Origin of the sequence: Mesorhizobium sp. LNJC394B00 (assembly GCF_000502555.1) — a bacterium.
GTDB lineage: Bacteria > Pseudomonadota > Alphaproteobacteria > Rhizobiales > Rhizobiaceae > Mesorhizobium.
Map to the genome: position 1 here is coordinate 240208 of NZ_AYWH01000003.1, position 26964 is coordinate 267171.

27 protein-coding genes, 1 other RNA gene and 1 pseudogene are annotated in these 26964 nt (G+C 62.3%); 19 read left to right on the forward strand and 10 right to left on the reverse strand.

All coding sequences use genetic code 11. The features are described from left to right. Positions 1-172 precede the first annotated feature (172 nt). Complete coding sequence (locus tag X751_RS148590) at positions 173-1669, forward strand: CoA-acylating methylmalonate-semialdehyde dehydrogenase (protein ID WP_023728658.1); 1497 nt, start codon at positions 173-175, stop codon at positions 1667-1669. Between the two features lie 203 nt (positions 1670-1872). Then, entirely contained in the window at positions 1873-2172 is a 300-nt protein-coding gene (locus tag X751_RS148585) for a hypothetical protein (RefSeq protein WP_023728657.1), read from the forward strand. Positions 2173-2208: 36 nt separating this feature from the next. Here X751_RS148585 and X751_RS148580 read toward each other — a convergent pair whose 3' ends face one another. Continuing rightward, complete coding sequence (locus tag X751_RS148580; protein WP_155922498.1) at positions 2209-2862, reverse strand: GntR family transcriptional regulator; 654 nt, start codon at positions 2860-2862, stop codon at positions 2209-2211. 105 nt (positions 2863-2967) lie between these two features. Between X751_RS148580 and X751_RS148575 the strand changes: the two genes are divergently transcribed. The 13 genes and pseudogenes from X751_RS148575 to X751_RS148515 all read left to right on the forward strand — a co-directional run bounded on the left by X751_RS148575 (position 2968) and on the right by X751_RS148515 (position 17878). After that, entirely contained in the window at positions 2968-3861 is an 894-nt protein-coding gene (locus X751_RS148575) for a dihydrodipicolinate synthase family protein (RefSeq protein ID WP_023744961.1), read from the forward strand. 51 nt (positions 3862-3912) lie between these two features. After that, a complete protein-coding gene (locus X751_RS148570) occupies positions 3913-5331 on the forward strand; it encodes an FAD-binding oxidoreductase (RefSeq protein WP_280806711.1) in 1419 nt (472 codons plus the stop codon). 13 nt (positions 5332-5344) lie between these two features. Next, positions 5345-6346, forward strand: coding sequence for a 4-hydroxyproline epimerase (locus X751_RS148565; protein ID WP_023744963.1), 1002 nt, complete (start codon positions 5345-5347; stop codon positions 6344-6346). Positions 6347-6805: 459 nt separating this feature from the next. Continuing rightward, a complete protein-coding gene (locus tag X751_RS148560) occupies positions 6806-7708 on the forward strand; it encodes a branched-chain amino acid ABC transporter permease (protein WP_023668715.1) in 903 nt (300 codons plus the stop codon). A 4-nt stretch (positions 7709-7712) separates the two neighbouring features. Beyond that, positions 7713-9308: a high-affinity branched-chain amino acid ABC transporter permease LivM gene (gene livM / locus X751_RS148555; RefSeq protein WP_023668716.1), complete on the forward strand. Its 1596-nt coding sequence runs from the start codon at positions 7713-7715 to the stop codon at positions 9306-9308. Next, positions 9308-10315: pseudogene (locus X751_RS148550) on the forward strand (ABC transporter ATP-binding protein); the annotation flags it as partial. The gene livM and the pseudogene X751_RS148550, both read left to right, overlap by 1 nt. A 119-nt stretch (positions 10316-10434) precedes the next feature. After that, positions 10435-11163, forward strand: coding sequence for an ABC transporter ATP-binding protein (locus X751_RS148545; RefSeq protein ID WP_023668718.1), 729 nt, complete (start codon positions 10435-10437; stop codon positions 11161-11163). A gap of 112 nt (positions 11164-11275) precedes the next feature. After that, positions 11276-11623 (forward strand): DUF6867 family protein, encoded by a 348-nt coding sequence (locus X751_RS148540; RefSeq protein ID WP_023668719.1) that lies wholly within the window; start codon positions 11276-11278, stop codon positions 11621-11623. A gap of 137 nt (positions 11624-11760) precedes the next feature. Then, positions 11761-12882, forward strand: a complete 1122-nt coding sequence (locus X751_RS148535) for a branched-chain amino acid ABC transporter substrate-binding protein (protein WP_023668720.1) — start codon at positions 11761-11763, stop codon at positions 12880-12882. A gap of 279 nt (positions 12883-13161) precedes the next feature. Continuing rightward, positions 13162-16620: a pyruvate carboxylase gene (gene pyc / locus X751_RS148530; RefSeq protein ID WP_023744964.1), complete on the forward strand. Its 3459-nt coding sequence runs from the start codon at positions 13162-13164 to the stop codon at positions 16618-16620. 150 nt (positions 16621-16770) lie between these two features. Further along, positions 16771-17031 carry a DUF2312 domain-containing protein gene (locus X751_RS148525; RefSeq protein ID WP_023668722.1) on the forward strand — a complete coding sequence of 87 codons (261 nt, stop codon included), beginning with the start codon at positions 16771-16773 and terminating at the stop codon, positions 17029-17031. Positions 17032-17124: 93 nt separating this feature from the next. Continuing rightward, positions 17125-17565, forward strand: a complete 441-nt coding sequence (locus X751_RS148520; RefSeq protein ID WP_023744965.1) for a hypothetical protein — start codon at positions 17125-17127, stop codon at positions 17563-17565. Positions 17566-17572: 7 nt separating this feature from the next. After that, positions 17573-17878 (forward strand): hypothetical protein, encoded by a 306-nt coding sequence (locus X751_RS148515; protein ID WP_023744966.1) that lies wholly within the window; start codon positions 17573-17575, stop codon positions 17876-17878. Between the two features lie 68 nt (positions 17879-17946). Here X751_RS148515 and msrB read toward each other — a convergent pair whose 3' ends face one another. From msrB to X751_RS148490, 6 genes are all read right to left on the reverse strand, one after another. Further along, the gene (msrB, locus tag X751_RS148510; protein WP_023688927.1) at positions 17947-18351 is read right to left on the reverse strand and encodes a peptide-methionine (R)-S-oxide reductase MsrB; all 405 of its coding nucleotides are present in this window, start codon (positions 18349-18351) and stop codon (positions 17947-17949) included. Between the two features lie 100 nt (positions 18352-18451). Next, entirely contained in the window at positions 18452-19249 is a 798-nt protein-coding gene (locus X751_RS148505; protein WP_023668726.1) for a hypothetical protein, read from the reverse strand. Between the two features lie 16 nt (positions 19250-19265). Then, positions 19266-20456 carry a VWA domain-containing protein gene (locus X751_RS148500; RefSeq protein ID WP_023744967.1) on the reverse strand — a complete coding sequence of 397 codons (1191 nt, stop codon included), beginning with the start codon at positions 20454-20456 and terminating at the stop codon, positions 19266-19268. Positions 20457-20465: 9 nt separating this feature from the next. Beyond that, the gene (locus X751_RS0133460) at positions 20466-20726 is read right to left on the reverse strand and encodes a type II toxin-antitoxin system HicB family antitoxin (protein WP_050592375.1); all 261 of its coding nucleotides are present in this window, start codon (positions 20724-20726) and stop codon (positions 20466-20468) included. Positions 20727-20761: 35 nt separating this feature from the next. Beyond that, positions 20762-21208, reverse strand: coding sequence for a GNAT family N-acetyltransferase (locus X751_RS148495; protein ID WP_023668728.1), 447 nt, complete (start codon positions 21206-21208; stop codon positions 20762-20764). Between the two features lie 58 nt (positions 21209-21266). Beyond that, the gene (locus X751_RS148490) at positions 21267-22130 is read right to left on the reverse strand and encodes a LysR family transcriptional regulator (protein ID WP_023698426.1); all 864 of its coding nucleotides are present in this window, start codon (positions 22128-22130) and stop codon (positions 21267-21269) included. A gap of 142 nt (positions 22131-22272) precedes the next feature. On the opposite strand from X751_RS148490, the gene X751_RS148485 reads away from it, so the two are divergent. Beyond that, positions 22273-23811 carry an MFS transporter gene (locus X751_RS148485; RefSeq protein WP_023744968.1) on the forward strand — a complete coding sequence of 513 codons (1539 nt, stop codon included), beginning with the start codon at positions 22273-22275 and terminating at the stop codon, positions 23809-23811. 43 nt (positions 23812-23854) lie between these two features. On the opposite strand, the gene X751_RS148480 is transcribed toward X751_RS148485, so the two are convergent. The 3 genes from X751_RS148480 to X751_RS1000000167000 all read right to left on the reverse strand — a co-directional run bounded on the left by X751_RS148480 (position 23855) and on the right by X751_RS1000000167000 (position 25347). Further along, positions 23855-24694, reverse strand: a complete 840-nt coding sequence (locus X751_RS148480; protein ID WP_023694573.1) for a MoxR family ATPase — start codon at positions 24692-24694, stop codon at positions 23855-23857. Positions 24695-24904: 210 nt separating this feature from the next. Beyond that, positions 24905-25138 carry a hypothetical protein gene (locus X751_RS148475; protein WP_023732997.1) on the reverse strand — a complete coding sequence of 78 codons (234 nt, stop codon included), beginning with the start codon at positions 25136-25138 and terminating at the stop codon, positions 24905-24907. Between the two features lie 8 nt (positions 25139-25146). Then, positions 25147-25347, reverse strand: coding sequence for a hypothetical protein (locus X751_RS1000000167000; RefSeq protein WP_156033771.1), 201 nt, complete (start codon positions 25345-25347; stop codon positions 25147-25149). 149 nt (positions 25348-25496) lie between these two features. On the opposite strand from X751_RS1000000167000, the gene ssrS reads away from it, so the two are divergent. From ssrS to X751_RS148465, 3 genes are all read left to right on the forward strand, one after another. After that, a non-coding RNA gene (gene ssrS / locus X751_RS1000000165695) (6S RNA) lies at positions 25497-25652 on the forward strand. Positions 25653-25744: 92 nt separating this feature from the next. Further along, a complete protein-coding gene (locus X751_RS148470; RefSeq protein ID WP_023744969.1) occupies positions 25745-26329 on the forward strand; it encodes a 5-formyltetrahydrofolate cyclo-ligase in 585 nt (194 codons plus the stop codon). Between the two features lie 82 nt (positions 26330-26411). Beyond that, complete coding sequence (locus tag X751_RS148465; RefSeq protein ID WP_198022447.1) at positions 26412-26939, forward strand: DUF3592 domain-containing protein; 528 nt, start codon at positions 26412-26414, stop codon at positions 26937-26939. Positions 26940-26964 lie beyond the last annotated feature (25 nt).

Sequence of the window (26964 nt, forward strand, 5' to 3'; positions counted from 1 at the left end):
GGGGTGTGACGGAGCGCAACCTTCGGGCCTTCAGCAATCTGTAATTTGCGGCAATTAATGCACACTCGTCCTCCGTTGTCTATTTCTTGCACAACGGTTGCGTTTCCCCTCGCGTTGCCTTCGCGCCTGCAAAGGCGTTGAATGCTTCATCACAAACTCAGGGAGAGAAACCATGATCGAATACGGTCATTTCATCGGCGGCAAGCATGTCGCCGGGACCAGCGGGCGCAAGCAGGACGTCATGCAGCCCATGGACGGCTCGGTGCGCGGCACGGTGGCGCTGGCTTCGCCGGCGGAACTGCGTGCGGCTGTCCTGAATGCCAAGGAAGCACAGATCAAATGGGCTGCGACCAACCCGCAGCGGCGTGTGCGCGTGCTGATGAAGTTTCTGGAACTGGTTGCCCGCGACTATGACGAACTGGCCGATCTCCTGGCGCGCGAGCACGGCAAGACCATCGCCGACGCCAAGGGCGACATCCAGCGCGGCCTCGAAGTCGTCGAAGTCTGCATCGGTGCGCCGCACATGATGAAGGGCGAGTTCACCGACGGCGCCGGCCCCGGCATCGATGTCTATTCGATGCGCCAGCCGCTTGGCGTCGTTGCCGGCATCACCCCGTTCAATTTCCCGGCCATGATCCCGCTGTGGAAGATTGCCCCGGCGCTGGCCTGCGGCAACGCCTTTATCCTGAAGCCTTCCGAGCGTGACCCTGGCGTGCCGATGCGCATCGCCGAACTGTTCCTCGAGGCTGGCCTGCCGGCTGGCGTCCTCAACGTCGTCAATGGCGACAAGGACGTCGTCGACGCCATCCTCGACGATCCTGATATCAAGGCTATCGGCTTTGTCGGCTCGACGCCGATCGCGCATTACATCTATTCGCGCGGCACGGCGGCGGGAAAACGCGTGCAGTGCTTTGGCGGCGCCAAGAACCACATGGTCATCATGCCCGACGCCGACATGGACCAGACCGTCGATGCGCTGATCGGCGCGGGCTACGGCTCGGCCGGCGAGCGCTGCATGGCGATCTCGGTTGCCGTTCCCGTCGGCAACGACACCGCTAACCGGCTGATGGAAAAGCTGATCCCGCGTGTCGAAAGCCTCAAAGTCGGCCCGTCGACGGATTCGTCCGCCGATTTCGGCCCGCTGATCACGGCGCAGGCATTGGAACGCGTCAAGGGTTATGTCGACACCGGCGTCAAGGAAGGCGCCAAGCTGGTCGTCGATGGCCGCGGCTTCTCCATGCAGGGCTACGAGGATGGCTACTATATGGGCGGCTGCCTGTTCGACAATGTGACCGCCGACATGCGCATCTACAAGGAAGAGATTTTTGGCCCGGTGCTGTCGGTGGTGCGTGCGCCGACCTATGAGAGCGCCATCAAGCTCGCCAACGATCATGAGATGGGCAATGGCGTCGCCATCTTCACCCGTGACGGTGATGCTGCTCGTGATTTTGCTTCGCGCGTCCAGGTCGGCATGGTCGGCATCAACGTGCCGATCCCGGTTCCGATCGCTTACTACACGTTCGGCGGCTGGAAGGCGTCGTCCTTCGGCGACCTCAACCAGCACGGCCCGGACGCGTTCCGCTTCTACACCAAGACCAAGACGGTGACCTCGCGCTGGCCCTCCGGCGTCAAGGACGGTGCCGAGTTCGTCATCCCGACGATGAACTGACCGGACGATTTCGAAGATCGGCAAGAAGGCCTGGGTTCAACGTCCTGGGCCTTTCTTTGTACGAAACCGACATTGGCCATCACGTTAAAGCGATGGAACCAAGAGCCTGTCATCTGCCTTAAATTGCATTCCTGCCGTGGTGCAGGCCATCAAAATAGCGCCGGTTGCAGCCGGGGTTCTCGTCTGGCGCAAGGAGGTGTCAGATGACACGACGTCTTGTGGCGGCGATGTTCTTTGCGGTGTTCGCGATGTCCGGCATCGCCCAGGCCAAAGCCGATCAATGCGCGGCGCGGACCGACCTGGTCAAGGCGCTCGGCGAGAAGTTCCACGAAAGCCAAGCCGCACGTGGCCTGGTGAACCCGAATGTGGTGCTTGAGATCTTCGTCTCCGACCAGGGCACCTGGACCATCCTGGCCACCGACACACGCGGCCAAAGCTGCATCATCACGGCTGGCGAAGGCTGGGACGGGGCGGCTATGGCAGCAGTCTTGCCGGGCACCTGATAAAGACCGGTCGGAAGTCTGGAGCAGAGACGGAGTTCAGCGTGTGGCGGCCACTTCGGCATGGCCGCGCAGCAGTGCCATAAGGCGTTTGGCGTCCTTGGCGGCAGCCTCTTCGTCACCGGCCAGGATCGAGCGGATTAGCGCGACGTGGTGTTCGGCCGATTCGGCCAGTCCTGTGTCGGCCTTGTAGCGGAACCAGAAGCGGCGGCTGTGGGTCTGCAGGGGCGCGGCCAGACGGGCCGCAAACGGGTTGTCGGCGGCCATCGCCAAGGCCTCGTCGAGCGCCTTGTCGGCCTGGATGAAGGCCAGCACATTGCCCGAGATGACGGCCTTCTGCATGGCAAGGGCTGCCTCATGAAACAGGTCGGCGGCCTCACGGGTGACGAAGCGGGCGGCCGAGCGCGCCAGCACCACCTCGACACCGCGCCTGGCATCCAGCACGCGCAGCCAGTCGCCGGGATGCAGCGGGGCAATGGCGATGCCGGCGCGTGGCCTGACATCCAGCAGTCCTTCCCAGGCGAGGCGCTGGATCGCTTCGCGCACCGGCGTGCGTCCTAGCGCCAGCTTTTCGATCAGCGCGCCTTCCGTCACGAAGCTCGCCGGCGCCAGTTCCAGCGTCACGATCATATGCTCGAGTACATGGTAGGCCTTGGCGGCGGCCGGCTCGGGGTATGCTGTCTCACTGAATATCAAAGGTGGGCTCCTGATATATCTTCCATATATCACAACGGATTCCGCATTGACAGCCGGTTTTCCAACAGATATACGCCTGATATATCAGATGGAGAGACGATCATGTGGACCGGAGTTTTCCCCGCCGTCACGACCAAATTCACCGAAGACGGCCGCCTCGACCATGCCGAAATGGAGCGCTGCTTTGCGTTGCAGATGGAGGCAGGCTGCGACGGTATCATCGTCTGCGGTTCGCTCGGCGAAGGGCCGATGCTGTCGCATGACGAGAAGATCGAGGTGCTGAAGACTGCCCAGAAAGTTGCCGGCAGCAAGCCGGTTCTGCTGACGGTCAACGAGGCAGGCACCCGGGAGGCGGCGAGCATCGCAAAGCGCGCGAGCCGGGAAGGCGCCAACGGGCTGATGGTGGTGCCGAGCCCGATCTATCACACCAACCCGGAAGAGACGGTCGCCGCCTTGCGCGCCGTCGCTCAGGCCGGCGACCTGCCGGTGATGATCTACTCCAACCGCCTCGCCTACCGCGTCGACGTCACCGTCGGCCAGATGGAAGAACTGGCCGCCGACAAGCGCTTCGTCGCCATCAAGGAGTCCTCCGACGACATCCGCCGCTCGACAGAGATCATCAACCGCTTCGGCGACCGCTACGATCTGTTCACCGGCGTCGACAATCTCGCCTTCGAGGCGCTGTCGGTGGGCGCCATCGGCTGGGTGGCGGGTCTGGTCGTCGCCTTCCCGCGCGAGACCGTCGCCATCTACCAGTTGATGAAGCAGGGCCGCCGCGAGGAGGCGCTTTCGATCTATCGCTGGTTCCGGCCGCTGCTCGATCTCGATGTCTCGACCTATCTGGTCCAAAACATCAAGCTTGCCGAAGTGCTCGCGATCGACACAAATGACCGCGTGCGCATGCCGCGCCAGCCGCTGTCGGGCGAGCGCCGCAAAGCGGTCGAGAAGATCGTCAAGGACGCGCTGGCGGTACGGCCGAAGCTGCCGCAGTTCTGAAGGCTTTCTTCTCCCCGTGCACGTGCACGGGGAGAAGATGGCGGCAGCCAGATGAGGGGCAGCGCCGACGTGCAAGGAAATTCCAGGGACACAGAGGAGGGCCGCCGCCCCTCATCCGCCCTTAGGGCCCCGCAGCCCTTCGCTGGCGCTCCGGGCGTTCGTCGTTCGGAAAGCCAAGCAGTCGGCTTTTCCACCGCTTCGCGGACCACTCCTCACCCCCGTGAACGGGGAGAAGGGGTAGATATCGCCATTGTCGGTGGCGGCATCGTCGGCATCTGCGCGGCGGCCATGCTGGCCGAGGCCGGGCGCAGCGTCACGGTCTTCGACCGCACCGGCATCTGCGAGGAGACGAGCTCCGGCAATGCCGCCGCCTTCGCCTTCTCCGACGTGCTGCCGCTGGCGCATAAGGGCATGATGCGGCACTTGCCGAAATGGCTTGCCGATCCGCTCGGGCCACTCAGCATCCCGCCGGCCTACTTGCCGAAGCTGTTGCCTTGGCTGTTGCGCTTCTGGCGCGCTGGCGCACCAGAAAAATATGAGGCGAGCCTTGCTGCTCAGGCAGGCATGATGAAGCTCGCCGAGGCTGAATGGATGGGCCTGCTCGACCGTTCCGGCACGCGGCTGATGCTGCGCGAGGACGGCTCGCTGGAGCTTTATGAAAGCGAGGCCGAATTTCAGGCCGGGCTGCCGGGCTGGGCGGCGCGCGAGCGCTTCGGCATCGGCTTTCGCCATGTCGAACGCGACGAACTGGCGCGGCTGCAGCCGGGACTGTCGCCGCGCTTCATCAAGGGCACCTTCGTGCCGGGCTGGAAGACCGTCGCCGATCCGAAACTGCTCGGCAAGGGGGTGTGGGCCTATGCCGAAGGGTTGGGCGCGCGTTTCGAAAAGGCGCGCATAGAGCGCGTCGCCGCCAATCCTGATGGCGCGACGCTGGCGCTGACCGACGGCACGACCAGGCAGGCAAGACATCTTGTCGTGGCCGCCGGGGCATGGTCGCATCTGCTGACGAAGGCGCTTGGCGACACCATCCCGCTCGAAACCGAGCGCGGCTACAACACGACACTGCCGAAGACCGCTTTCGACGTGCAGCGGATGCTGATCTTTTCCGGCCATGGCTTCGTCATCACGCCACTCGAGACGGGCTTGCGCGTCGGCGGCGCCGTCGAGTTGGGCGGTCTCGACCGGCCGCCGAATTTTGCGCGTTCGAAGGCCATGCTGGAAAAAGCCAGACAATTCCTTCCGGGGCTGGACGCGTCAGGTGGCCGCGAGTGGATGGGGTGTCGCCCGTCGCTGCCGGATTCGTTGCCCGTCATCGGCACGGCGCGCACCGCGTCCAACGTCGTCTACGCCTTTGGCCATGGCCATCTCGGCCTGACCCAGGCGGCGGCCAGCGGCCGCTTGATCCGCGATCTTGTTCTCGGGCAAACTTCGCCGATCGATCTTGCCCCCTTCAGCCCGCAACGGTTTTGAGTCCGAGGAAATCATGGCCAAAAAATCCTTCTTTTGCATCGACGGCCATACCTGCGGCAATCCGGTGCGGCTGGTCGCCGGCGGCGGCCCTTTGCTTCAGGGGCCGACGATGATGGAGCGGCGGGCGCATTTCCTGGCGGAGTATGACTGGATCCGCACCGGGCTGATGTTCGAGCCGCGCGGCCACGATGTCATGTCGGGCTCGATCCTCTATCCGCCGACGCGCGAGGATTGCGACATAGCCATCCTGTTCATCGAGACGTCGGGCTGCCTGCCGATGTGCGGCCACGGCACGATCGGCACGGTGACGATGGCCATCGAACATGGGCTGATCAAGCCGAAGACACCCGGCGTGCTCCGGCTCGACACACCGGCCGGGCTGGTCATCGCCGAATACAAGCAAGTCGGCGACTATGTCGAGGAGGTGCGCATCACCAATGTACCGTCCTTCCTTTATGCCGAGGGACTGACGGTCGACTGCCCACAGCTTGGCGAGATCACTGTCGATGTCGCCTATGGCGGCAATTTCTACGCAATCGTCGAGCCGCAGGCGAATTTTCGCGACATGGCTGATTATTCCGCCGGCGATTTCATCGCCTGGAGCCCTGTGGTGCGGCAGCGGCTCAACGAGAAGTACTCGTTCGTGCATCCGGAAAACCCCGGCATCAACCGGCTGTCCCACATGCTGTGGACGGGCGAGCCGACAGTGGCGGGCGCGGATGCGCGCAACGCCGTCTTCTATGGCGACAAGGCGATCGACCGCTCACCTTGCGGCACCGGCACCTCGGCGCGCATGGCGCAGCTCCATGCCAAGGGCAAGCTCAAGGCCGGCGACAGTTTTGTCCACGAATCGATCATCGGCTCGCTGTTCAAGGGCAAGGTCGAGAAGGACGTCACTGTTGCCGGCAAGCCGGCCATCATTCCCTCGATCGGCGGCTGGGCGCGGATGACCGGCCTGAACACCATATTCATCGACGACCGCGATCCGTTCGCGCACGGTTTTGTGGTTAAGTGATACGGTAGGCTGCCGATCATCCACCGAGACGAAGACTTGGACCCAGAGCGGGACCTCTTGGCGAAACCAGTCAGCGAAAGGTTAGCGCGTTGGGCGAGGCATCCACCGCCATAGTCGGAAGTAACCCATGTTGCAGCTGGTCAGTACGGAATGTGGCTAAAAAACGAAACCCGCCAACAACGCAAAGATTCGTCTCATCACCTAATTTTGACCGGGATTTCTTCGAAATGAGGTCGCTGGTCCGGCTGAATCGTCAAAGACATTGCGTTATGCCAATGATAGGGTCCGCGATAGTCCAGGGGTCGGGAGCAAAAAAACGGGCAATCGGAAGGCGTGCCGGCAAAACACGCTCGACGTTTGAAAAATCACGTTGCAATCCGGGCTCGAAACTTTACGACTAGGGGAAATACGAAAAGGAATGCGTCTGCATGGGCGACATTCCAGGGGAGCCATGTACACATGCAGTACTTTGTCCAGCAGCTTATCAATGGGCTGACGCTGGGATCGATCTATGGGCTGATCGCAATCGGCTACACGATGGTCTACGGCATCATCGGCATGATCAACTTCGCCCACGGCGACATTTTCATGGTCGGGGCATTCGCCGCCCTCGTTGTCTTCCTCATCCTCGGCTCCTTGTTCTATTCGGTCCCGGTCGTCCTGGCGCTGCTGATCATGATGATCGTGGCGATGCTGCTCACCAGCCTCTACAACTGGACGATCGAGAAGGTGGCCTACCGGCCGCTGCGCGGTTCGTTCCGGCTGGCGCCGCTGATCACCGCCATCGGCATGTCGATCGCGCTGTCGAACTTCATCCAGGTGACGCAAGGTCCGCGCAACAAGCCGATCCCGCCGATGGTCAGCCAAGTCTACAACATCAACGGCATCAGCGTGTCGCTGAAGCAGATCATCATCGTCGTCGTCACCGCCCTGCTGCTGGCGCTGTTCTGGTACCTGGTCAACAGGACTTCCCTCGGCCGGGCGCAAAGGGCGTGCGAGCAGGACCGCAAGATGGCGGCGCTGCTCGGTGTCGATGTCGACCGTACGATCTCGATCACCTTTATCATGGGTGCAGCGCTTGCGGCCGTCGCGGGCACGTTGTTCCTGATGTATTACGGCGTCATCGCCTTTTCCGACGGCTTTGTGCCGGGGGTCAAGGCCTTCACCGCGGCCGTTCTCGGCGGCATCGGGTCTCTGCCGGGCGCGGTGCTTGGCGGGCTTTTGATCGGCTTCATCGAGAGCATGTGGTCGGCGTATTTCTCGATCGACTACAAGGACGTCGCGGCGTTCTCGATCCTGGCGATCGTGCTGATCTTCCTGCCTTCCGGCATTTTGGGCCGGCCAGAAGTCGAAAAGGTCTGAGACAATGGCGGTTTCCGTATCCTCGGAGCGCGACACCGTCGCCTCCCCCGTGCAGCGTGCATTGCGCGAAGCGTTCTATGCCGGCGCCATCTCGCTGGGGTTGTTCATTCTCTTCATCGGCCTGAAGACCGACCAGAACATAAGCAACCAGCTGATCCTGGTGCAGCGCTGGTTGCTGCTCATCACCGTGGTCGTGCTGACCATGCTTGGCCGCTTCTTCTACATTGCCTATGGCCAGCCGTTCATGGCCAATCAGAAGATCACCAATGTCGCCACCGGCCTGTTGCCGGCGAGCGTCGCGTCGCGCTTCTTCCTGCTTCCGGCCTTCATCGTCGCCGTTGTGCTGGCGGTTGTCCTGGTTGCGTTCGGCAGCGCCCTGCCGGTGTTGGTGGGACCCGATCTGGCCGGCTACCTTCAGTTCCTGCGCGCATTGGCCGTCATTTACGCGCTCGCTTGCGTGATCTTCTATTTCCGCTCCTTCATCCACGCCAATTTCACCAAGCTCGGGATTGCGGCGCTGGTGCTATACCCGATCCTCGTCGTCGTGGTGCTGTCGATCTACGCGTGGTCGATAACCGGCGGCCTGCAGGGCTCGTTGAAGTGGGTCGACAATTTCGGCATCCAGATCCTGATCTATGTGATGCTGGCCTGGGGGCTGAACATCGTCGTCGGCCTCGCCGGCCTGCTCGATCTCGGCTACGTCGCCTTTTACGCGGTCGGTGCCTATGCCTATGCGTTGCTCGGTTCGCAATACGGCCTGTCGTTCTGGATCCTGCTGCCCGCCGCCGGCGCCATGGCCGCCTTCTGGGGCGTTATGCTCGGCTTTCCGGTGCTCAGGCTTCGTGGCGATTACCTGGCGATCGTGACGCTGGCCTTCGGCGAGATCATCCGCCTGGTGCTGATCAACTGGCGTGAAGTCACCAACGGCTCGGCCGGCATCTCCGGCATCCCGAAGGTCACCTTCTTCGGCCTGATGACGTTCAATTCGACGGACCCGAACTATATCGGCAAGGTGCTGCACATCGCCCAGTCAAGCGCCTACTACAAGATCTTCCTCTACTATCTCATTCTCGGGCTGGCGCTGCTGACCGCCTTCGTCACCATCAGGCTCAGGCGCATGCCTGTCGGTCGCGCCTGGGAGGCGCTGCGCGAGGACGAGATTGCCTGCCGCTCGCTTGGCATCAACACCACCACCACCAAGCTCACCGCCTTTGCCACCGGCGCCATGTTCGGCGGTTTTGCCGGCGCCTTCTTCGCCGCACGGCAAGGCTTCGTCAGCCCTGAATCCTTCGTCTTCCTGGAATCGGCGATCATCCTGGCCATCGTGGTGCTCGGCGGCATGGGCTCGCTGGTCGGCATCGCGGTCGCCGCGCTGGTGATGATCGGCGGCACCGAGGCACTGCGCGAACTCGATTTCCTGAAAAGTGTCTTCGGAAAAGATTTCACGCCGGAGCTTTACCGCATGCTTTTGTTCGGCATGGCGATGGTCATCGTCATGCTGTGGAAGCCGCGCGGCTTTGTCGGCAGCCGTGAACCGACGGCCTTCCTCAGTGAACGAAAAGCGGTCTCCTCCTCCTTCACCAAGGAAGGGCACGGCTGATGAGCGCGACCTCCATTCAGAAGACCAATCCGGGTATGAAAGACGCCATCCTCCAGGTCGAGCATCTTTCGATGAAGTTCGGCGGCCTGATCGCCATCGGCGATCTGTCGTTCCAGGCCAAGCGCGGCGAGATCACCGCTCTGATCGGACCCAATGGCGCCGGCAAGACCACCGTCTTCAATTGCATCACCGGCTTCTACAAGCCGTCGGAAGGCATGATTACGCTCAACCGGGCCGACGGCTCGAGCTTCCTGCTCGAACGGCTGCCCAATCATGAGATCCCGGCGCGCGCCAAGGTGGCGCGCACCTTCCAGAACATCCGCCTGTTCTCGGGCATGACGCTGCTGGAGAATCTGCTGGTTGCGCAGCACAACAAGCTGATGAAGGCATCCGGCTATACGATCCTGGGCCTGTTCGGGATCGGCGGCTACCGCAGAGCCTCGGCTGAATCGGTGGAGCTTGCCAAGCACTGGCTGGAGAAGGCCGATCTTGTCGATCGCGCCGACGATCCGGCCGGCGACCTGCCCTATGGCGCGCAGCGGCGCCTCGAGATTGCGCGCGCCATGTGCACAGGGCCCGAACTTCTGTGCCTCGACGAGCCTGCGGCCGGTCTCAATCCGAAGGAGTCGGCTGCGCTGAATTCGCTGCTGATGGACATCAAGAGCAGTACCTCGATCCTGCTGATCGAACATGACATGTCGGTGGTCATGCAGATTTCCGACCATGTCGTGGTGCTTGAATATGGCCGCAAGATTTCCGACGGCAGCCCGCAATCGGTGCGTACCGACCCGCGCGTCATCGCCGCCTATCTCGGCGTCGACGACGAGGAGGTCGAGACGGTGCTGACCGAGGTTGGCGATGAAGACGTCATCGAGCAGCTGGACATCGGGCCGGATTCGGCTCACGGACCAGGCACATCGTCTTCCTATCTCGCCGGCCCGGTAAGCGACACGATCGGCCACAGCCAGGGCGAGCGGGTCACAGTGTCGAAGGGAGCTTCAAAAGCCACCCAATACGATACAAGAGCCAACTCCGCGCCAAGAGCACCGTCCGAGCGTCTAACGGCCAAGTCCAAGCCGGCGGCCACCAAATCCCCGACAGGCAAGCCGCGCGGAGGGCGTAAGTGATGGCCGAGACAACGCTCCTCGACATCAAGGGCGTCGAGACCTACTACGGCAACATCAAGGCGCTGAACGGCGTCGATGTCCACGTCAACCAGGGCGAGATCGTCGCGCTGATCGGTGCCAACGGTGCCGGCAAGTCGACGCTGATGATGACCATCTTCGGTGCGCCGCGCGCTCGTGCCGGCTCAATCACTTTCGCCGGCACCGACATCACCCAGATGCCGACGCACGAGATCGCCCGCATGCGTATCGCGCAGTCGCCGGAAGGCAGGCGCATTTTCCCGCGCATGACGGTGATGGAAAACCTGCAGATGGGCGCCGGTCTCGACAATCTCAAGCACTATGACGAGGATGCCGAGAAGGTGTTCGCGCTGTTCCCGCGCCTCAAGGAGCGCATTGCCCAGCGCGGCGGCACGCTGTCGGGCGGTGAGCAGCAGATGCTGTCGATCGGACGTGCGCTGATGGCGCGGCCTAAGCTGCTGTTGCTCGACGAGCCGTCGCTGGGTCTGGCGCCGCTGATCGTCAAGCAGATCTTCGATGCCATCCGCGAGCTGAACCGCACGCAAGGGCTGACTGTGTTCCTGGTCGAGCAGAACGCCTTCGGCGCGCTCAAGCTCGCCACGCGCGGCTATGTCATGGTCAACGGCAACGTGACCATGAGCGGCACAGGCAAGGAATTGCTCGCCAATCCGGAAGTGCGGGCGGCCTATCTCGAAGGCGGCCATCACTGATTTTGGAGCGGAATGTATGCATACGGTATTCCGCTCCAACTTGTTTGTTTGTCGCATGACCTTTGTCCGAAAAGTCTGCAACTTTTCGGGATCATGCTAGGGAGTCTTCATCATGCAAGGCATTCTTCACGAGGAACCTTCCATCTGGCAGTTCTTCTTCGTCACCTGTCTGCTCGGCGGCTGGGCGGCATGGATGACCGGCAAGGCCAGCGCCCAGACATGGCGCAGCCTGCCGGCGCTGTTCGCCTATCTGCTGGGCCTCGGCATCGGCATCAGGTTCATCCATCATGCCTTGTTCGGCGGCACGATGTTTTCGCTGCAATACTATGTCGTGGACACAATCGTGCTCATGATATTGGGGTTTGTCGGCTATCAATACACGCGTACGAACCAGATGGTGACGCAGTATAATTGGCTTTACGAACGGGCTTCGATCTTAAGCTGGAAACCGAAAGGTTGACGTTCATCATTAACGCCGTTCCGGGGATGAATCGGCGTGACAAGGGCCTGAAAATCGGCAAAGTACGCTTTCTGCGATAAGGGTGGGCATCGCATGAAAGTTTCATCCACGCCCACCTCGTAAATGGGAGCGTTTAAATGAAGAAATCACTTTTGTCCGCCGTTGCCCTGACCGCGCTTGTCGCGTTCGGTGGCAATGCATGGGCTGACGTTATCGTCGGCGTCGCAGGTCCGATCACCGGTCCGAATGCGGCCTTCGGTGCGCAGCTGCAGAAGGGTGCGGAAGCGGCCGTTGCCGACATCAACGCCGCAGGCGGCATGAACGGCGAGCAGATCAAGCTCGAAGTCGGCGACGACGTCTCCGATCCGAAGCAGGGCATTTCGGTCGGCAACAAGTTCGTCGGCGACGGCGTGAAGTTCGTGATCGGCCACTTCAACTCGGGCGTCTCGATCCCGGTTTCGCAGGAAGTCTACGTCGACAACAACATCGTCGAAGTAACGCCTGCGGCGACCAACCCGAAATTCACCGAGCGCGGCCTGTGGAACGTGTTCCGCACCTGCGGACGCGATGACCAGCAGGGCGGCATCGCCGGCGGCTATATCGCGACCAACTTCAAGGACGCCAAGGTTGCCGTCATCCACGACAAGACCCCCTATGGTCAGGGCCTTGCCGACGAGACCAAGAAGGCGATGAACGCAGCCGGTCTGACCGAAGTCATGTATGAAGGCGTCAATGTCGGCGACAAGGACTTCTCGGCGCTGATCGCCAAGATGAAGGACGCCGGCGTCACCCTGATCTATTGGGGCGGCCTGCACACTGAAGCCGGCCTGATCATCCGCCAGTCGGCGGACCAGGGCCTCAAGGCTACCCTGATGTCAGGCGACGGCATCGTCACCGACGAGTTGGCTGCGATCGCCGGCGATGCGGTTATCGGTACGCTCAACACCTTCGGTCCAGATCCGCGTCTGATCCCCGAGAACAAGGCACTGGTCGAGAAGTTCCGCGCCCAGGGCTTCGAGCCGGAAGCCTACACTCTCTACTCCTACGCCGCCATGCAGGTGATCGCCGAGGCCGCTGCCGTGGCCAAGTCGAACGACCCCGTGGAAGTGGCCAAGGCGCTGCACGAGAAGGGTCCGTTCAAGACCGTTCTGGGCGATCTCGCCTATGACGCGAAGGGCGATCCGAAGCTCCCGGGCTACATCATGTACGAATGGAAGAAGGGTCCGGACGGCAAGATCTCCTGGTTCCCGAAGTCGTAATTCGGGACACAGCTCTATGGAATGCCCGGCGCTCGCGCCGGGCATTTTTCTTTGGTGACAGGGCGCAGCGAGGGTGGCTGGATAAGCCGCTAGCCGGGTCGAATTTGTGCGGGCACGACAATTAGCGTCACCTCGCGACGCCAATCGCACGCATCTTTTCGATCGGTGGTGCTAGAATCGCATTTAAATCGGTTTAACCTCTCCCCGATTTTGGTTGCACTGCAGCATTTTCGCGTTAATCATGCCTCTGCCCCACCCTCCTGTCCGGAGCCTGCTTCCTTGGCCATCACGAAGATCCTCGTCGCCAACCGGTCCGAAATTGCCATCCGCGTCTTTCGCGCGGCCAACGAGCTCGGCCTCAAAACCGTGGCGATCTGGGCCGAGGAGGACAAATATTCGCTGCATCGGTTCAAGGCCGATGAAAGCTACCAGGTCGGGCGCGGGCCGCATCTGGCCAGGGACATGGGGCCGATCGAAAGCTATCTGTCGATCGAGGAAGTGATCCGGGTCGCCAGGCTGTCCGGCGCCGACGCCATCCATCCAGGCTATGGCCTTCTGTCGGAAAGCCCTGAATTCGCAGATGCCTGCGCCGAGGCCGGCATCACCTTCATCGGACCGAAGCCCGACACGATGCGCCGGCTCGGCAACAAGGTCGCCGCGCGCAATCTGGCCATCGAGGTCGGCGTGCCGGTGGTGCCGGCAACCGAACCGCTGCCGGACGACATGGAAGCAGTCAAGCAGCTCGCCAAGACAGTCGGCTATCCGGTGATGCTCAAGGCATCATGGGGCGGCGGCGGGCGCGGCATGCGCGCCATCCGCGCGGAAGCCGACCTCGCCCGCGAGGTGATGGAAGGCAAGCGCGAGGCCAAGGCCGCCTTCGGCAAGGACGAGGTCTATCTCGAAAAGCTGATCGAGCGCGCCCGCCATGTCGAGGTCCAGGTGCTCGGCGACACGCATGGCAACGCTGTACATCTGTTCGAGCGCGACTGCTCGATCCAGCGCCGCAACCAGAAGGTCGTCGAACGGGCGCCGGCGCCCTATCTCAGCGAGGCATTGCGCCAGGAGCTTTGCGGCTATGCGCTCAAGATCGCGCGCGAGACCAGCTATATCGGCGCCGGTACGGTGGAATTCCTGCAGGACGCCGACACCGGCAAATTCTACTTCATCGAGGTCAATCCGCGCATCCAGGTCGAGCACACCGTCACCGAGCAGGTGACCGGCATCGACATCGTCAAGGCGCAGATCCACATACTGGACGGCTTTGCCATCGGCACGAAAGAGTCGGGCGTGCCGGCGCAGGCCGACATCAGGCTGAACGGTCATGCGCTGCAGTGCCGCATCACGACCGAGGATCCGGAGCATAGTTTCATTCCGGACTACGGCCGCATCACCGCTTATCGCGAAGCCGCCGGTTTCGGCATCCGCCTCGACGGCGGCACCGCCTATTCGGGCGCGGTCATCACCCGCTTCTACGATCCGCTGCTGGAGAAGGTGACTGCCTGGGCGCCGACACCGGCCGAGGCGATCGCCCGCATGAATCGGGCCCTGCGCGAGTTCCGCATCCGCGGCGTGGCCACCAACCTCACCTTCCTCGAGGCAATCATCAACCACCCGCGCTTCGCCGACAATTCCTACACGACCAGGTTCATCGACACGACGCCGGAGCTGTTCGCGCAGGTGAAGCGGCAGGACCGCGCCACCAAGCTGCTCAACTATCTGGCCGACGTCAGCGTCAACGGCCATCCCGAAACCCGCGGCCGACCGATGCCCAAGACCGATGCGGCAGCGCCTGTCGTGCCCTATCTCAACGGCAATGTGCCTGATGGCAGCAAGCAGAAGCTAGACGCGTTGGGGCCGGAGAAATTCGCTGCCTGGATGCGTGAGCAAAAAGAGGTGCTTGTCACCGACACGACGATGCGCGACGGTCACCAGTCGCTGCTCGCCACCCGCATGCGCACGCATGACATTGCCGGCATTGCCGGTACCTATGCGCGCGCGCTGCCGCGGCTGCTGTCGCTGGAATGCTGGGGCGGCGCCACTTTCGACGTCGCCATGCGCTTCCTCACCGAGGATCCGTGGGAGCGGTTGAGCAAAGTGCGCGAAGCGGCCCCCAACCTTTTGCTGCAGATGCTTCTGCGCGGCGCCAATGGCGTCGGCTACACCAACTATCCCGACAATGTCGTGCAACATTTCGTCAGCCAGGCAGCGGCCGGCGGCGTCGACCTGTTCCGCGTCTTCGACTGCCTGAACTGGGTCGAGAATATGCGCGTCGCCATGGACGCGGTGGGCGCCGAGGGCAAGCTGGTCGAAGCAGCGATCTGCTACACCGGCGACATCCTCGATCCGGCGCGCGCCAAATACGATCTCAAATATTATGTCGGGCTGGCGAAGGAATTGCAGGCCGCCGGCGCCCATATCATCGCCGTCAAGGACATGGCCGGGCTTTTGAAGCCTGCCGCCGCCCGCGTGCTGTTCAAGGCGCTGCGCGAAGCCACCGACCTGCCGATCCATTTCCACACCCACGACACGTCAGGCCTGTCGGCGGCGACGGTGCTGGCGGGCGTGGAAAGCGGCGTCGACGCCATCGACGCGGCGATGGATTCCTTCTCCGGCAACACCTCGCAGCCTTGCCTGGGCTCGATCGTCGAGGCGCTGAAGGGAACCGAGCGCGATCCCGGCCTCGATCCGCAATGGATCCGCAACATCTCCTTCTACTGGGAAGCGGTGCGCAACCAGTATGCCGCCTTCGAAAGCGATCTCAAGGGGCCAGCCTCGGAAGTCTATCTGCACGAAATGCCGGGCGGCCAGTTCACCAACCTCAAGGAGCAGGCGCGTTCGCTCGGGTTGGAAACGCGCTGGCACGAGGTGGCCCAAGCCTATCACGACGTCAACCTGATGTTCGGTGACATCGTCAAGGTGACGCCGTCATCCAAGGTGGTCGGCGACATGGCGCTGATGATGGTGAGCCAGGACCTGACCGTTGCCAACGTCGAAAACCCGGCCAAGGACATCGCCTTCCCGGACTCGGTCGTCTCGATGCTGCGCGGCGATCTCGGCCAGTCGCCCGGCGGCTGGCCTGAGAAGCTGCAGAAGAAGGCGCTGAAGGAAAACAAGCCGATCACCGTGCGGCCGGGCTCGCTGCTCAAACCGGCCGACCTCAAGGCCAGCCGCAAGGAGATCGAGGCGAAGCTGGAGCGCAAGCTTTCGGAGTACGAATTCGCGTCCTGGCTGATGTATCCGAAGGTGTTCACCGACTTCGCCGCCGCGCAGGAAACCTACGGGCCGGTCAGTGTGCTGCCGACGCCGACCTATTTCTACGGCATGAAGTCCGAAGACGAGATCTTCCTGGACATCGAGAAAGGCAAGACGCTTGTGGTGCGCTGCCTTGCGATCGGCGATGTCGATGAGAAGGGCATGGTCACCGTGTTCTTCGAGCTCAACGGCCAGCCGCGCCGCGTCAGGGTGCCGGACAGGGCGCATGGCGCCTCGGCAGCCAAGGCACGGCGCAAGGCCGAGCCCGGCAACGAGGCGCATGTCGGCGCGCCGATGCCGGGCGTGGTCTCCGCCCTTTCGGTTGCCGCCGGCCAAGCGGTCAAGGCCGGCGACGTGCTGTTGTCGATCGAAGCCATGAAGATGGAGACGGCCCTGCATGCCGAGCGCGACGGCACAGTGGCCGAAGTGCTGGTCAAGGCCGGCGATCAGATCGATGCGAAGGATCTGTTGATCGCGTTTGGCTGACGCGCGAATCCATCACACTGGGGACGGCTGGCAGCAGCCGTTCACGAAGCGCCGATAATGGCTTGACCCGCCGCGCCCGCTCGGGCATCGAACCCGCTCCCAATTTACCGCGCCAGAATCGCGGTGCTTAAAAAGTAGCGGAGAAAAAACATGGCCGACGACATCACAGATACCAGCCAGACTGTTGCCGCCGGCCAGTTGCGCGCCTTCATCGAGCGCATCGAGCGGCTCGAGGAAGAAAAGAAGACCATCGCCGACGACATCAAGGAAGTGTTCGCCGAGGCCAAGGGCACCGGCTTCGACACCAAGGCGATGCGGTCGATCATCCGGCTGCGCAAGAAGGACCAGGCCGAGCGCCAGGAAGAGGAAACCATCCTCGATCTCTACAAGGCCGCGCTCGGCATGGTGTAAGGCTGTGTGGAAATTCTACTCCGGTTGATATCGCCGGAGCGAATTTCGAAACAGTCTCGGGCCAAGGAATGATGCTGGAACGGGCATCGAACCATGAGCGAATTCGACTTCGGCGCCCGCCGCGCCTCTGAATTTCGCCAACGCAGCTTCTGGGCGCTGTTCGCCGAACGGCATCCGGAGGAACGCGCTTCCATGGCGCGGCGCGGACCCTGGTTCTGGCAGCGCGGGCTGCCTGACTTCGCTCTGGTCCTGTCCATGTATGTCGCGCCGGCGCAAAGCCAAGTTGGCGTCTTTTTCGGCCGTAACGGGAAGTTCGGCGCGACCGGGGTCTGGTCGCGGCTGAAGCCGTTCCAACCGGCAATCGAAGACAGGCTGAAGCTCAGGCCGGAGCAGAGCTGCGAGGGCCTCGGCATCAATTCGATGTGGCGGGTGAACTGCTATGCCGAGGACAACTGGCCGGCCATGGCCGACTGGCTGGTGACGGAATGCTCGCGCTTCGAGCGCGCCGTCACCGACGTGTTGGGACAGAGGTAGGTCGCCGATGTCCGCCGTCGGCTCCTTCTTCCGCTCGCGCTGGCAAGGTGCCGTGCGGCTCGACCGGCTGTTCTGGCGCGACCTGGTTGTCGTCGGCACCGCCATCAGTATCGCATCGTCGGTGGCCGCACTCATCCTGCTTGGGGTGAAGCAGCCGCTGGCACTGGTTCTGGCCGTGCATTTTTCGCCGGTGCCCTACAACATCTTCCTGACGCTGGCCGTGTGGCGAACCGCCGAGAAGTCCGGCGGCACCAAGGCCTCGCTGATGATGCTGGGGTCCGCGCTCTGGCTGATCCTGACGGCCGTCGCCTGAGTCGATCGTCGAACGAAAAGGGGCGGCAAAAGCCGCCCCTTCGCAAGAGACAATGACCGAACCGCGGTTTAAGCCGTCGGCTCGAATTTCAGCGCCACGCCGTTGATGCAATAGCGCAGGCCGGTCGGCGGCGGGCCGTCCTCGAAGACATGGCCGAGATGGCTGCCGCAGCGGGCGCAGTGGCATTCGGTGCGGACCATGCCGTAGCTGCGGTCGACGGTGTTTTCGACCGAACCGGGCACCGGATCATTGAAGCTCGGCCAGCCGGTGCCGCTCTCGAACTTGAGCTTGGATTCGAACAGCGGCTGGTCGCAGCCGACGCAGGAAAAGGTGCCGGCGCGCTTTTCGTAGAGCAGCGCGCAGCTTCCGGGCCGTTCGGTGCCATGGCCGCGCATGACCGCATATTGCTCGGGCGTCAGGCGGGCGCGCCATTCGGCGTCGGTGCGGGTGACAGGGTAGGTGTGGGTGTCCATTTGATCTCCTCAGCCTTGGCGGCTTGTTGTTGGTTGCAAGCAATATTCGCTTAGAGATAGGCGTTTGTTACGTGTTTTGCTCGCATTTTCAGCCGAGTTCCTACCCAATCGCCTGAAGATAGCGGGCGATCGACGCATGAAATGCCGTTCTTGCGCCGCCGATGATGTTCTGCTGCCACCACGCGCCGTAGATGTCGTCGAATTCGAAAGGCTCAAGTGCCGCCGCGATGCGTCGCACGGCCGGCGCATTGAGCGGAATGTAGTTCGGATAGCTGTACATGAAGCTGACATGGCGACGCGTCGGCGTCACCTGCAATATGTCGCCGGACAGCAGGGCGTTACCGCCATCGCGTTTCCAATGCAGCACCTGGCCGCCGGCAAAATGGCCACCGCAACGCACGAGTGTCAGCGACGGGTTTATGGCCAGCGTCTCGCCCGCCCAGCTGACGATGGCGTTGTGCGGCCGCATGATCCACTGGCGGTCGTCGGCATGGAGATAGATCGGCACGCCGCCAAACGCCTCGCTCCACTCGACCATCACCGAATAATAGTGGCAGTGCGAAATGGCGATCGCGGCCAGGCCGCCGCGACGGTTGATTTCGGCTACCGCCTCGTCGCTCACCATCGAGATGCAATCCCACAGCACATTGCCATGCGGCGTCTGCGCCAGCAGCGCCCGCTGGCCGATAGCAAAACGCGGCTCGATGCCGAAAGCGAGAACGCCGGCATCGTCCTTCATCACAAGCCTATGCCCGGCAGAGAGTTCTTCCCCAGTGATCCAGGCCTGGCCTTCCCAGCGCACATATTGCCGCTCGTCCTCGCAGATCGGGCAATTTTCTGGAGGGGTCTGCGTTGCCGCGAACTGGACGCCGCATTGCGGGCAAAGAAAGCAGGTCATCGGTTTTCCTCTCATATCAATGCTTGCGTGAGAGCTGCTTCGTCGCGGCTTCCAACCCGGCCAGCGTCAGTGGGAACATGCGGCCGCCGAAGAGATCGCGGATCATCGCGATCGAATGGGTGAAGCCCCAGTTTTTCTGGTTTTCGGGGTTCAGCCAGACCGCATTCGGCCATTGCTGGATGAGGCGGCCAAGCCAGACACTGCCGGCTTCCGGATTCCAATGCTCGACCGAACCGCCGGGATGCGCGATCTCGTAAGGGCTCATCGAGGCATCGCCGACGACGATCACCTTGTAGTCGGGGCCGTATTTGTGAAGCAGATCGACGGTCGGGATGGTCTCGGCAGGCCTGCGCCGGTTGTCCTTCCAGACGCCCTCGTAAAGGCAGTTGTGGAAGTAAAAATATTCGAGCTGGCGGAATTCGGCGCGGGCGGCCGAAAACAGCTCCTCGACGCTTTTGATGTGGTCGTCCATCGAGCCGCCGACATCGAAGAACATCAAGAGCTTCACGGCGTTGCGCCGTTCGGGGCGCGTCTGCACATCGAGATAGCCGTGCTCGGCGGTGGCATGGATGGTGCCGGGCAGGTCGAACTCTTCCTCCGCACCCTCGCGCACCCAGCGGCGCAGGCGCTTCAGCGCCACCTTGATGTTGCGGGTGCCGAGCTCGACGGCGTCGTCGAAATTTTTGAACTCGCGCTTGTCCCAGACTTTCACCGCACGGCGATTGCGGCTTTCATGCTGGCCGATGCGCACGCCTTCGGGATTGTAGCCATAGGCGCCGAAAGGCGAAGTGCCGCCGGTGCCGATCCATTTCGAGCCGCCCTCGTGGCGGCCTTTCTGTTCCTCCAGCCGCTGCTTCAGTGTCTCCATCAGCTTGTCGAAACCGCCGAGCGCCTCGATCAGTTTCTTCTCTTCCTCGGTCAGGTGCTTTTCGGCGAGCCGGCGCAGCCATTCCTCAGGGATGTTGGCGACACCGACGGCATCGGGGCCGGTGAGCGCCTCGATCCCCTTGAAGACATGCGCAAACACCTGGTCGAAGCGGTCGATATGGCGTTCGTCCTTCACCAAAGCGGCGCGCGCGAGGTAGTAAAACCCCTCGACGTCATAGTCGACCAGCCCGGCCTCCAGCCCTTCCAGCAGCGACAGATATTCCCTGAGCGAAACGGGAACCCGCGCGGCCTTCAGTTCGAGAAAGAAGGGGAGGAACATGGTTGGCCGTTATCTATGCCGAACGGTCACGGCGGAGTCGCCACGGGCACTGTCGATTTCGCCGGATTGCAGAAGATTTGCCACAGTACGTGGGTTGGGCATGGGCAAGTGCTTTGCGATGCGGGCTTCCGCCCATTCGCGCATAGCCGACGCGGCATCGGCTATCGCTTCAGCCGGGTTTGCGCCGGCCCCGTGGCAGCCGGCGAGATCGGGCATCCGCACTGCCCAAACGCCGTCACTGCCATCCAGGATTCCGACATAGCGGATCATTCGGCTCCTTCCGCGTTATTTCGATCGCGCTCGCATCATAGCAGATCATACTCGATAAAACCTGTCCGCCGCGCGACATGGTCGTAGAGCTTGCGCGCTGTGGCGTTGGTTTCGTGGGTCATCCAATAGACGTTCTTGACGCCGATCTTGCCGGCTTCCTGCTTGACCGCTTCAATGAGGGCCGCACCGATGCCCTTGCCGCGCACATCAGGGTCGGCGAACAGGTCCTGCAGGTAGCAGTTGTTTTTCTCCGACCAGCCGGAGCGGTGATAGAGATAATGGGTCAGGCCGACCGCCTTGCCGTCGAGCGTGGCGATAAACCCCTTCGGTTCGAATTCACCTTCCGTGAACAGTCGTTTCCAGGTGATGTCGTAGACCTCGTCCGGCAGCTTGGTCTCGTAGAAGGTGAGGTAGGCAGTCCACAGCCGCCGCCAGTCGGCATGGTCGGCCAGCGCCAGCGGGCGGACGGTGATCTCGGTCATTTCGGTTCCTCCAAAGCCTTATCGGATTCCGGCGGAATCAGATCGGAAACACCCTCGCCTAATCCACCGGCGAATTGTACTCGCGAAATGCGGTCGCCAGCATTTGCAGCGCGTCACGCGCCCGCGGCGCCAGATTGTGCGAATGCAGGACCACTTCGGAGGGGTCAAGCGACGGCAGGCCGAGCTTGCGGCCAACCTCGATCAGGCCGGGCGGAGCGACGCAGTGAGCCAGCGCCGAAACGGCAAAGCCCGCCGATATCGCAATGTTGACGGCCGCGCCGCCGCCGCCGACGAAGGCCTCCTCCCAGGCGATGCCTGCTTTGTCCAGCGCCTCGACCGCCCGCACACGATCCGGACAGTTGCACACGGTGCTTAAAAGCGCGAGGCGCAACGGCGTTCCGCGCTGCCATTCGAAGGAAGGTGCGGCGAACCAGCCATAGTGGTTGCGCGACAAGGTCCGGCCAGGACGGCTGTCGCCTTCGCGGTGCACGATAACCGCGTCGAGCTCGCCGTGATCGAAAGCTTCCTTGAGCACCGTGCTGGTATCGATCCTCAAGCTGAGCGTCAGCGATGGATCGTGCGCATGGAGCTGGGCAATCAGAATGGACAGCGCCGGACCGGCGGCATGATCGACAAAGCCGAGCGCAAGCCGGCACGGTGCTGACGCAAACTCCGCCATGGCGCGCTCGTGCGCGGCAAGGAAGTCGCGCGCGGCGGGGAGGAAGACGGCGCCTCGTGCCGACAGGCTGACGCGGCGCGGCGTTCTTTCAATCAATCGCGCGCCCAGCTTCTCCTCAAGGCGGCGCAGCTTGACGCTGATCGTCGCCTGCGTGCTGCCGAGCGCCGATGCCGCCTGGGTGAAGCTCTGCAGATCGGCCACCATCACAAAGGTTCGTACGGCGTCCACATCAAGACTGGTCATCGCAGCACTCCATTGGGCCAATCATTCCGTTTTGTCATTTCTGATATAGCCGAGCATAGCCTTTTTTCATGGTCGAGTCTCCTCTATCTCAAACTGGTCGCGGTTTGAAGAGCGCCTCATGCTCGGCTGGAAAGAGATCGATATGCCAATTCAACGAAACACCATAGCGCTCACCGGCGTGTGCCTGGCGTCGCTGCTGTTCGGGCTCGAAATCTCCAGCGTGCCGGTGATCCTGCCGAAACTGGAAAGCGTGCTCGCCGCCGATTTCAAAGACCTGCAATGGATCATGAACGCCTACACCATTGCCTGCACCACGGTGCTGATGGCGACAGGGACATTGGCCGACCGTTTCGGCCGCAAGAACGTGATGGTGATCACCACCGTCGCCTTCGGCCTCGCCTCGCTGCTGTGCGGCCTGGCGCCGAGTGCGGCGCTGCTGATCGCCGCCCGCTTCCTGCAAGGTCTCGCCGGCGGCGCGATGCTGACCTGCAGCGTCGCCGTGCTGTCGCATCAGTTCCAGGACGGCCGCGAACGCGGCAAGGCTTTTGTCGCCTGGAGCGTCGTCTCAGGCATCGGGCTTGGTTTCGGTCCCGCCATTGGCGGCCTGATCGTGGCGCTGTCGAACTGGCAGTGGGTGTTCCTCATCCACGTGCCGCTGGCGCTCCTGGCGCTCGCCTTTATCGGCGCCGGTGTCACGCAATCGCGCGATCACAATGCCCAGAAGCTCGACTGGGCCGGCATGCTGACGCTGTCGGCTTCTGTGTTCGGCTTCTCCTATCTGATTACGCAGGGTGCGGATCTCGGGACCAGCGCCCGCATCGGCGTGATATCAGCCTCCGTGGCTGCGTTCATCGCTTTCCTTGTCGCCGAGAGGGTCAATCCCTATCCGATGTTCGATTTCTCCGTGTTCCGCATCCGCCAGTTTTCCGGCGCGATCATGGGCGCCATCGGCATGAATTTCAGCTACTGGCCGTTCATCATCTATCTGCCGATCTATTATTCCGGCGTTCTCGGCTACGACAGCACGACGACCGGCCTGCTATTGCTCGTCTACACGCTGCCCTTCATGGTGATGCCGCCGATCGCCGAGCGCATTCGCGCGCGCTATCAGGCACGAATTGCCATCCCGCTCGGTCTGCTGACGCTAGGGATCGGTTTCATCGCCATGTGGATCGGCTCCAGGCTCGAGGGCGCCACCTGGCTGACCATGCTGCCCGGCACGCTGATTGCCGGCATCGGCATCGGTCTCACCAATTCGCCGACCACCAATACCACGACCGGCGCGGTATCGCCGGATCGTGCCGGCATGGCGTCCGGCATCGACATCAGCGCACGCCTGATCACGCTCGCTATCAACATCGCGGTGCTCGGCCTGCTGCTGACGCAAGGTATCGTTTCCCACCTGCGGGCCACACTCGGCGCGGCTTTGGAGCCGGATGAGTTGCGGGCACTGGCGGAAAGGGTCGCCACCGGCAATCTGGAGGGCCTTGCGCAGGGGACGCCGAAGCTCGCAGCCCTCGACCCATCCGGCGCCATCGTGCATGCCGCCCTGGTCAACGGTTTCGGCTGGGTCATGCTCTATTGCGGGATCGGCGTTCTCGCCCTGTCGGTCATCGGCTTCGTCATCTTCGGGCCGAAGCGCGTCGCGCCGCAGGAGACAGGGCTTGCGGCGGCCGAGTGATCGGCCGAAGCCCGCTCATAGCGCTCAGCCCGCCCGACGATCCTTATCCCTGCCGCCTGGCCATGAAAGCAAGGCGCTCAAACAGATGCACGTCCTGCTCGTTCTTCAGCAGCGCGCCGTGCAGTTTCGGCAGCGCGTTCCTGGGGTCGGCGCGCAGATCCTCGGGTGCGATGTCGTCGGCGACCAGCAGGCGGATCCAGTCGAGCGCCTCGGAGGTCGACGGCTTCTTCTTCAACCCCTGCACGTCGCGGATCTCGTAGAACTGGGTCAGGGCAGCACGCACCAAATTCTGCTTTATGCCGGGATAGTGCACGTCGACGATTTTGTGCAGCGTGTCGACATCGGGAAAGCGGATGTAGTGGAAGAAGCACCGGCGCAGGAAGGCGTCGGGCAGTTCCTTCTCATTGTTGGAAGTGATGATGACGATGGGGCGCACAGCGGCGCGGATCGTTTCGCCGGTTTCGTAGACGAAGAACTCCATCCGATCGAGTTCCTGCAGCAGGTCGTTGGGGAATTCAATATCGGCCTTGTCGATCTCGTCGATCAACAGCACGACCTTCTTACCGGCCGCGAAGGCGTGCCAGAGCTTGCCGCGCTTGATGTAGTTTTTGATGTCGTTGAACCTGGCATCGCCGAGCTGGCTGTCGCGCAGCCGCGAGACAGCATCATATTCATACAGTCCCTGCTGCGCACGGGTGGTCGACTTGACGTGCCATTCGATCAGGTCGAGGCCGAGCGCCGATGCCACCTGGCGGGCAAGCTCGGTCTTGCCGGTGCCCGGCTCGCCCTTGACCAGCAACGGCCGCTCCAGCGCGATCGCGGCGTTCACCGCCACCATCAGATCCTTGTCGGCGACATAGGCCGCCGTGCCTTCGAAACGCATACTTGCTCCTCGGTTGGTCAGCGCGAGCGTAAGGACGCTGCTTGACCTGTGCAAGGGCGAGCCGGCTGCGACCAAAGCGCAATAAGAAGATTGCGCAGGACGTGCGGAAGGTGATGCGCGAAAACGGCTCAACGATGCCGGAAAACCTTCCGGTTGCCGAGCCGATCAGGGTAGTCGAAAAGAGAGTGAAGGCGGCCCGCAAACTCGAAATTAAGTCTTAGCCCACCGCTTTTCCGCTGCCTTCTTGGCAATTTCAGCGCGCCGCTCTGGCGTCATGTTCTCGGCGCGCTTCTTCCCGCCCTTGGCGCCCAGCGCCTTCGCAGCGGGGTCTTTGCCGTCGTCGATCACGGTGTCGTCTTCATCGCCAGTGGCAATGCGCATGACACGGACGGCGTTGCCGATCACGTCGGCGGGGCGCTTCTGGCCTTTAGGTCCGGTTGGCATTGCTACTCCTATGTGCTTTCCAGAGTGACAAACACCAGCGGCACCTTCTCCACGTCCGCCGGCTGCGGCACATGTGTTATCTCGGTTACCGCGTAGATGGCCAGACTATCGCCGGATGGCATGTGCACCCAGTCGCCTATCACAGGCGTTGACGCGAAGGTCCACATCGACGCTTCGTTTTCAATTTTAACAAGGCAACGGATCGCCACACAACCACTCCATGCTTTCCGCTAAGCATATAGGCGTTTCCGCCTATGCGGGCAAACCCGGATAGGCGCTTTCGCATATTTCAAATTTCAAACTGAGACACTACCTCATGTCACTAGCGCTTGACCGACCAGCCGCCTATATTGGGCTTGGCGGTCTGCGCTTCCCGGCAGGAGAACATTTTCCCCGGGGCCTTAACGATCCTTAGGGAGCTGTCCCTGGGAAGACCCGTGGGTTTTCTCATACGGCGCCCACCTACTTTGTAGGTTCCCGGGATCGCTCTCTCCACCGGTTGCGTGGATCGTCACTTACCTGTATCCGCCCAGTTTGGCGGATGATGTGGTAGAAAACGTCGCTCATGAAACGTCACCCAGATCCGACCTTTTCTATCGTCCGCGCATGACATCTCCCAAAGACCTGAAAAAGCAGTTGCGCCTCGAGGCACTCGGCCGTCGCGATGCGCTCGATCCGCTGTGGCGGGTGGAGATCGCGCTTGAAATGGCCGAGACGGCGCGCGACCACCTCGCCATCGAGCCGGGTCAGATCGTTTCAGCTTTCTGGCCGATGCGATCGGAAGTCGACGTCAGGCCGCTGATGTTCGCCTTGCGCGAGAAGGGGGCCAGGCTTTGCCTGCCGGCCATCCTCGACAAGACCACCATCGTCTTTCGCGAACTGGTGCGCGGCGCGCCGATGGTCGAGATGGGTTTTGGCACGGTCGGTCCGCATGCGGAGGCCGAGGTTCTCGATCCCGCGGTGATGCTGGTGCCGCTCGCGGCCTTCGACAGCCGCGGTCATCGCATCGGGTATGGCGCCGGCTATTACGACCGCGCCATCGCCAAGCTGATCGACAAGGGCCAGCCGCCACGACTGATCGGCATCGCCTTCGATTGCCAGGAGGTGGGTCTGGTGCCGGATGAGGCGCACGACGTCATCATCCCGGAAATACTGACCGAGAGCGGTTTGCGCCGCTTCGATATCGCTTAAAAGACCGCGATCCCGCTTAACGCGTTTCCAAGACGTGCCGGATAGTATTCCGGCAACACAGTCCGAGCCGATGGCGGCCATCATGTTTGTCTTCGCACGCTTCCTGCTGATGCCGTTCGTCCTCATAGCGGTAACGCTGTTCGCGATGGCATTGCACATTTCCGGAACGGCCCTGCACCACCAGTTCGCCTGGCATCAGACGGTTGCCACAGTGACGGATGTCAGTTCCTACAGCGAAGCCCAGGGTAATGGCCTCACCACGAAAGGCATCAACGTCGCTGTCACCTATGTCGCGAACGATGCACCGATGACGTGGTCCGGCAAGGGAAAGGACATCGGCCTCTACACGGCGTCCAAAGGCGACGCGGTGAAGTTGTATTACAACCCTGCCAATCCATCTATCCTCGATACCGCGGCGATGAAGGGCTGGCGCGGCGGGCTGTTGCTCCTGGCCGCTACTGGTGGGTTCACTGGTTTCTACGTCTGGTTCTTCTGGCTGCGCGGACGCGCCGCACCGCCGGCGTCACCGATGATGCCTTCGGCAGTTCGCGTCGCGGGCGCGAGCGCAAAGCCGCCTCAACAGCAGCGTGGTACTTTCGGCCGGCGTTAGCGCCAATCGCCCGGGTAGCGCTTGC

Bases quoted from the DNA above. Each gene is read 5' to 3' on its own strand.
- msrB (WP_023688927.1), bottom strand. From the start codon at position 18,351: ATGGACACCCACACCTACCCTGTCACCCGCACCGACGCCGAATGGCGC.
- X751_RS148575 (WP_023744961.1), top strand. From the start codon at position 2,968: ATGTGGACCGGAGTTTTCCCCGCCGTCACGACCAAATTCACCGAAGAC.
- X751_RS148470 (WP_023744969.1), top strand. From the start codon at position 25,745: ATGACATCTCCCAAAGACCTGAAAAAGCAGTTGCGCCTCGAGGCACTC.
- X751_RS148500 (WP_023744967.1), bottom strand. From the start codon at position 20,456: ATGTTCCTCCCCTTCTTTCTCGAACTGAAGGCCGCGCGGGTTCCCGTT.
- X751_RS148560 (WP_023668715.1), top strand. From the start codon at position 6,806: ATGCAGTACTTTGTCCAGCAGCTTATCAATGGGCTGACGCTGGGATCG.
- X751_RS148565 (WP_023744963.1), top strand. From the start codon at position 5,345: ATGGCCAAAAAATCCTTCTTTTGCATCGACGGCCATACCTGCGGCAAT.
- X751_RS148525 (WP_023668722.1), top strand. From the start codon at position 16,771: ATGGCCGACGACATCACAGATACCAGCCAGACTGTTGCCGCCGGCCAG.
- X751_RS148465 (WP_198022447.1), top strand. From the start codon at position 26,412: ATGTTTGTCTTCGCACGCTTCCTGCTGATGCCGTTCGTCCTCATAGCG.
- X751_RS148540 (WP_023668719.1), top strand. From the start codon at position 11,276: ATGCAAGGCATTCTTCACGAGGAACCTTCCATCTGGCAGTTCTTCTTC.
- livM (WP_023668716.1), top strand. From the start codon at position 7,713: ATGGCGGTTTCCGTATCCTCGGAGCGCGACACCGTCGCCTCCCCCGTG.
- X751_RS148480 (WP_023694573.1), bottom strand. From the start codon at position 24,694: ATGCGTTTCGAAGGCACGGCGGCCTATGTCGCCGACAAGGATCTGATG.
- X751_RS148490 (WP_023698426.1), bottom strand. From the start codon at position 22,130: ATGACCAGTCTTGATGTGGACGCCGTACGAACCTTTGTGATGGTGGCC.
- X751_RS148520 (WP_023744965.1), top strand. From the start codon at position 17,125: ATGAGCGAATTCGACTTCGGCGCCCGCCGCGCCTCTGAATTTCGCCAA.
- X751_RS148545 (WP_023668718.1), top strand. From the start codon at position 10,435: ATGGCCGAGACAACGCTCCTCGACATCAAGGGCGTCGAGACCTACTAC.
- X751_RS0133460 (WP_050592375.1), bottom strand. From the start codon at position 20,726: ATGATCCGCTATGTCGGAATCCTGGATGGCAGTGACGGCGTTTGGGCA.
- X751_RS148485 (WP_023744968.1), top strand. From the start codon at position 22,273: ATGCCAATTCAACGAAACACCATAGCGCTCACCGGCGTGTGCCTGGCG.
- X751_RS148515 (WP_023744966.1), top strand. From the start codon at position 17,573: ATGTCCGCCGTCGGCTCCTTCTTCCGCTCGCGCTGGCAAGGTGCCGTG.
- X751_RS148505 (WP_023668726.1), bottom strand. From the start codon at position 19,249: ATGACCTGCTTTCTTTGCCCGCAATGCGGCGTCCAGTTCGCGGCAACG.
- X751_RS148570 (WP_280806711.1), top strand. From the start codon at position 3,913: ATGAGGGGCAGCGCCGACGTGCAAGGAAATTCCAGGGACACAGAGGAG.
- X751_RS148585 (WP_023728657.1), top strand. From the start codon at position 1,873: ATGACACGACGTCTTGTGGCGGCGATGTTCTTTGCGGTGTTCGCGATG.
- X751_RS148535 (WP_023668720.1), top strand. From the start codon at position 11,761: ATGAAGAAATCACTTTTGTCCGCCGTTGCCCTGACCGCGCTTGTCGCG.
- X751_RS148590 (WP_023728658.1), top strand. From the start codon at position 173: ATGATCGAATACGGTCATTTCATCGGCGGCAAGCATGTCGCCGGGACC.
- X751_RS148495 (WP_023668728.1), bottom strand. From the start codon at position 21,208: ATGACCGAGATCACCGTCCGCCCGCTGGCGCTGGCCGACCATGCCGAC.
- X751_RS148475 (WP_023732997.1), bottom strand. From the start codon at position 25,138: ATGCCAACCGGACCTAAAGGCCAGAAGCGCCCCGCCGACGTGATCGGC.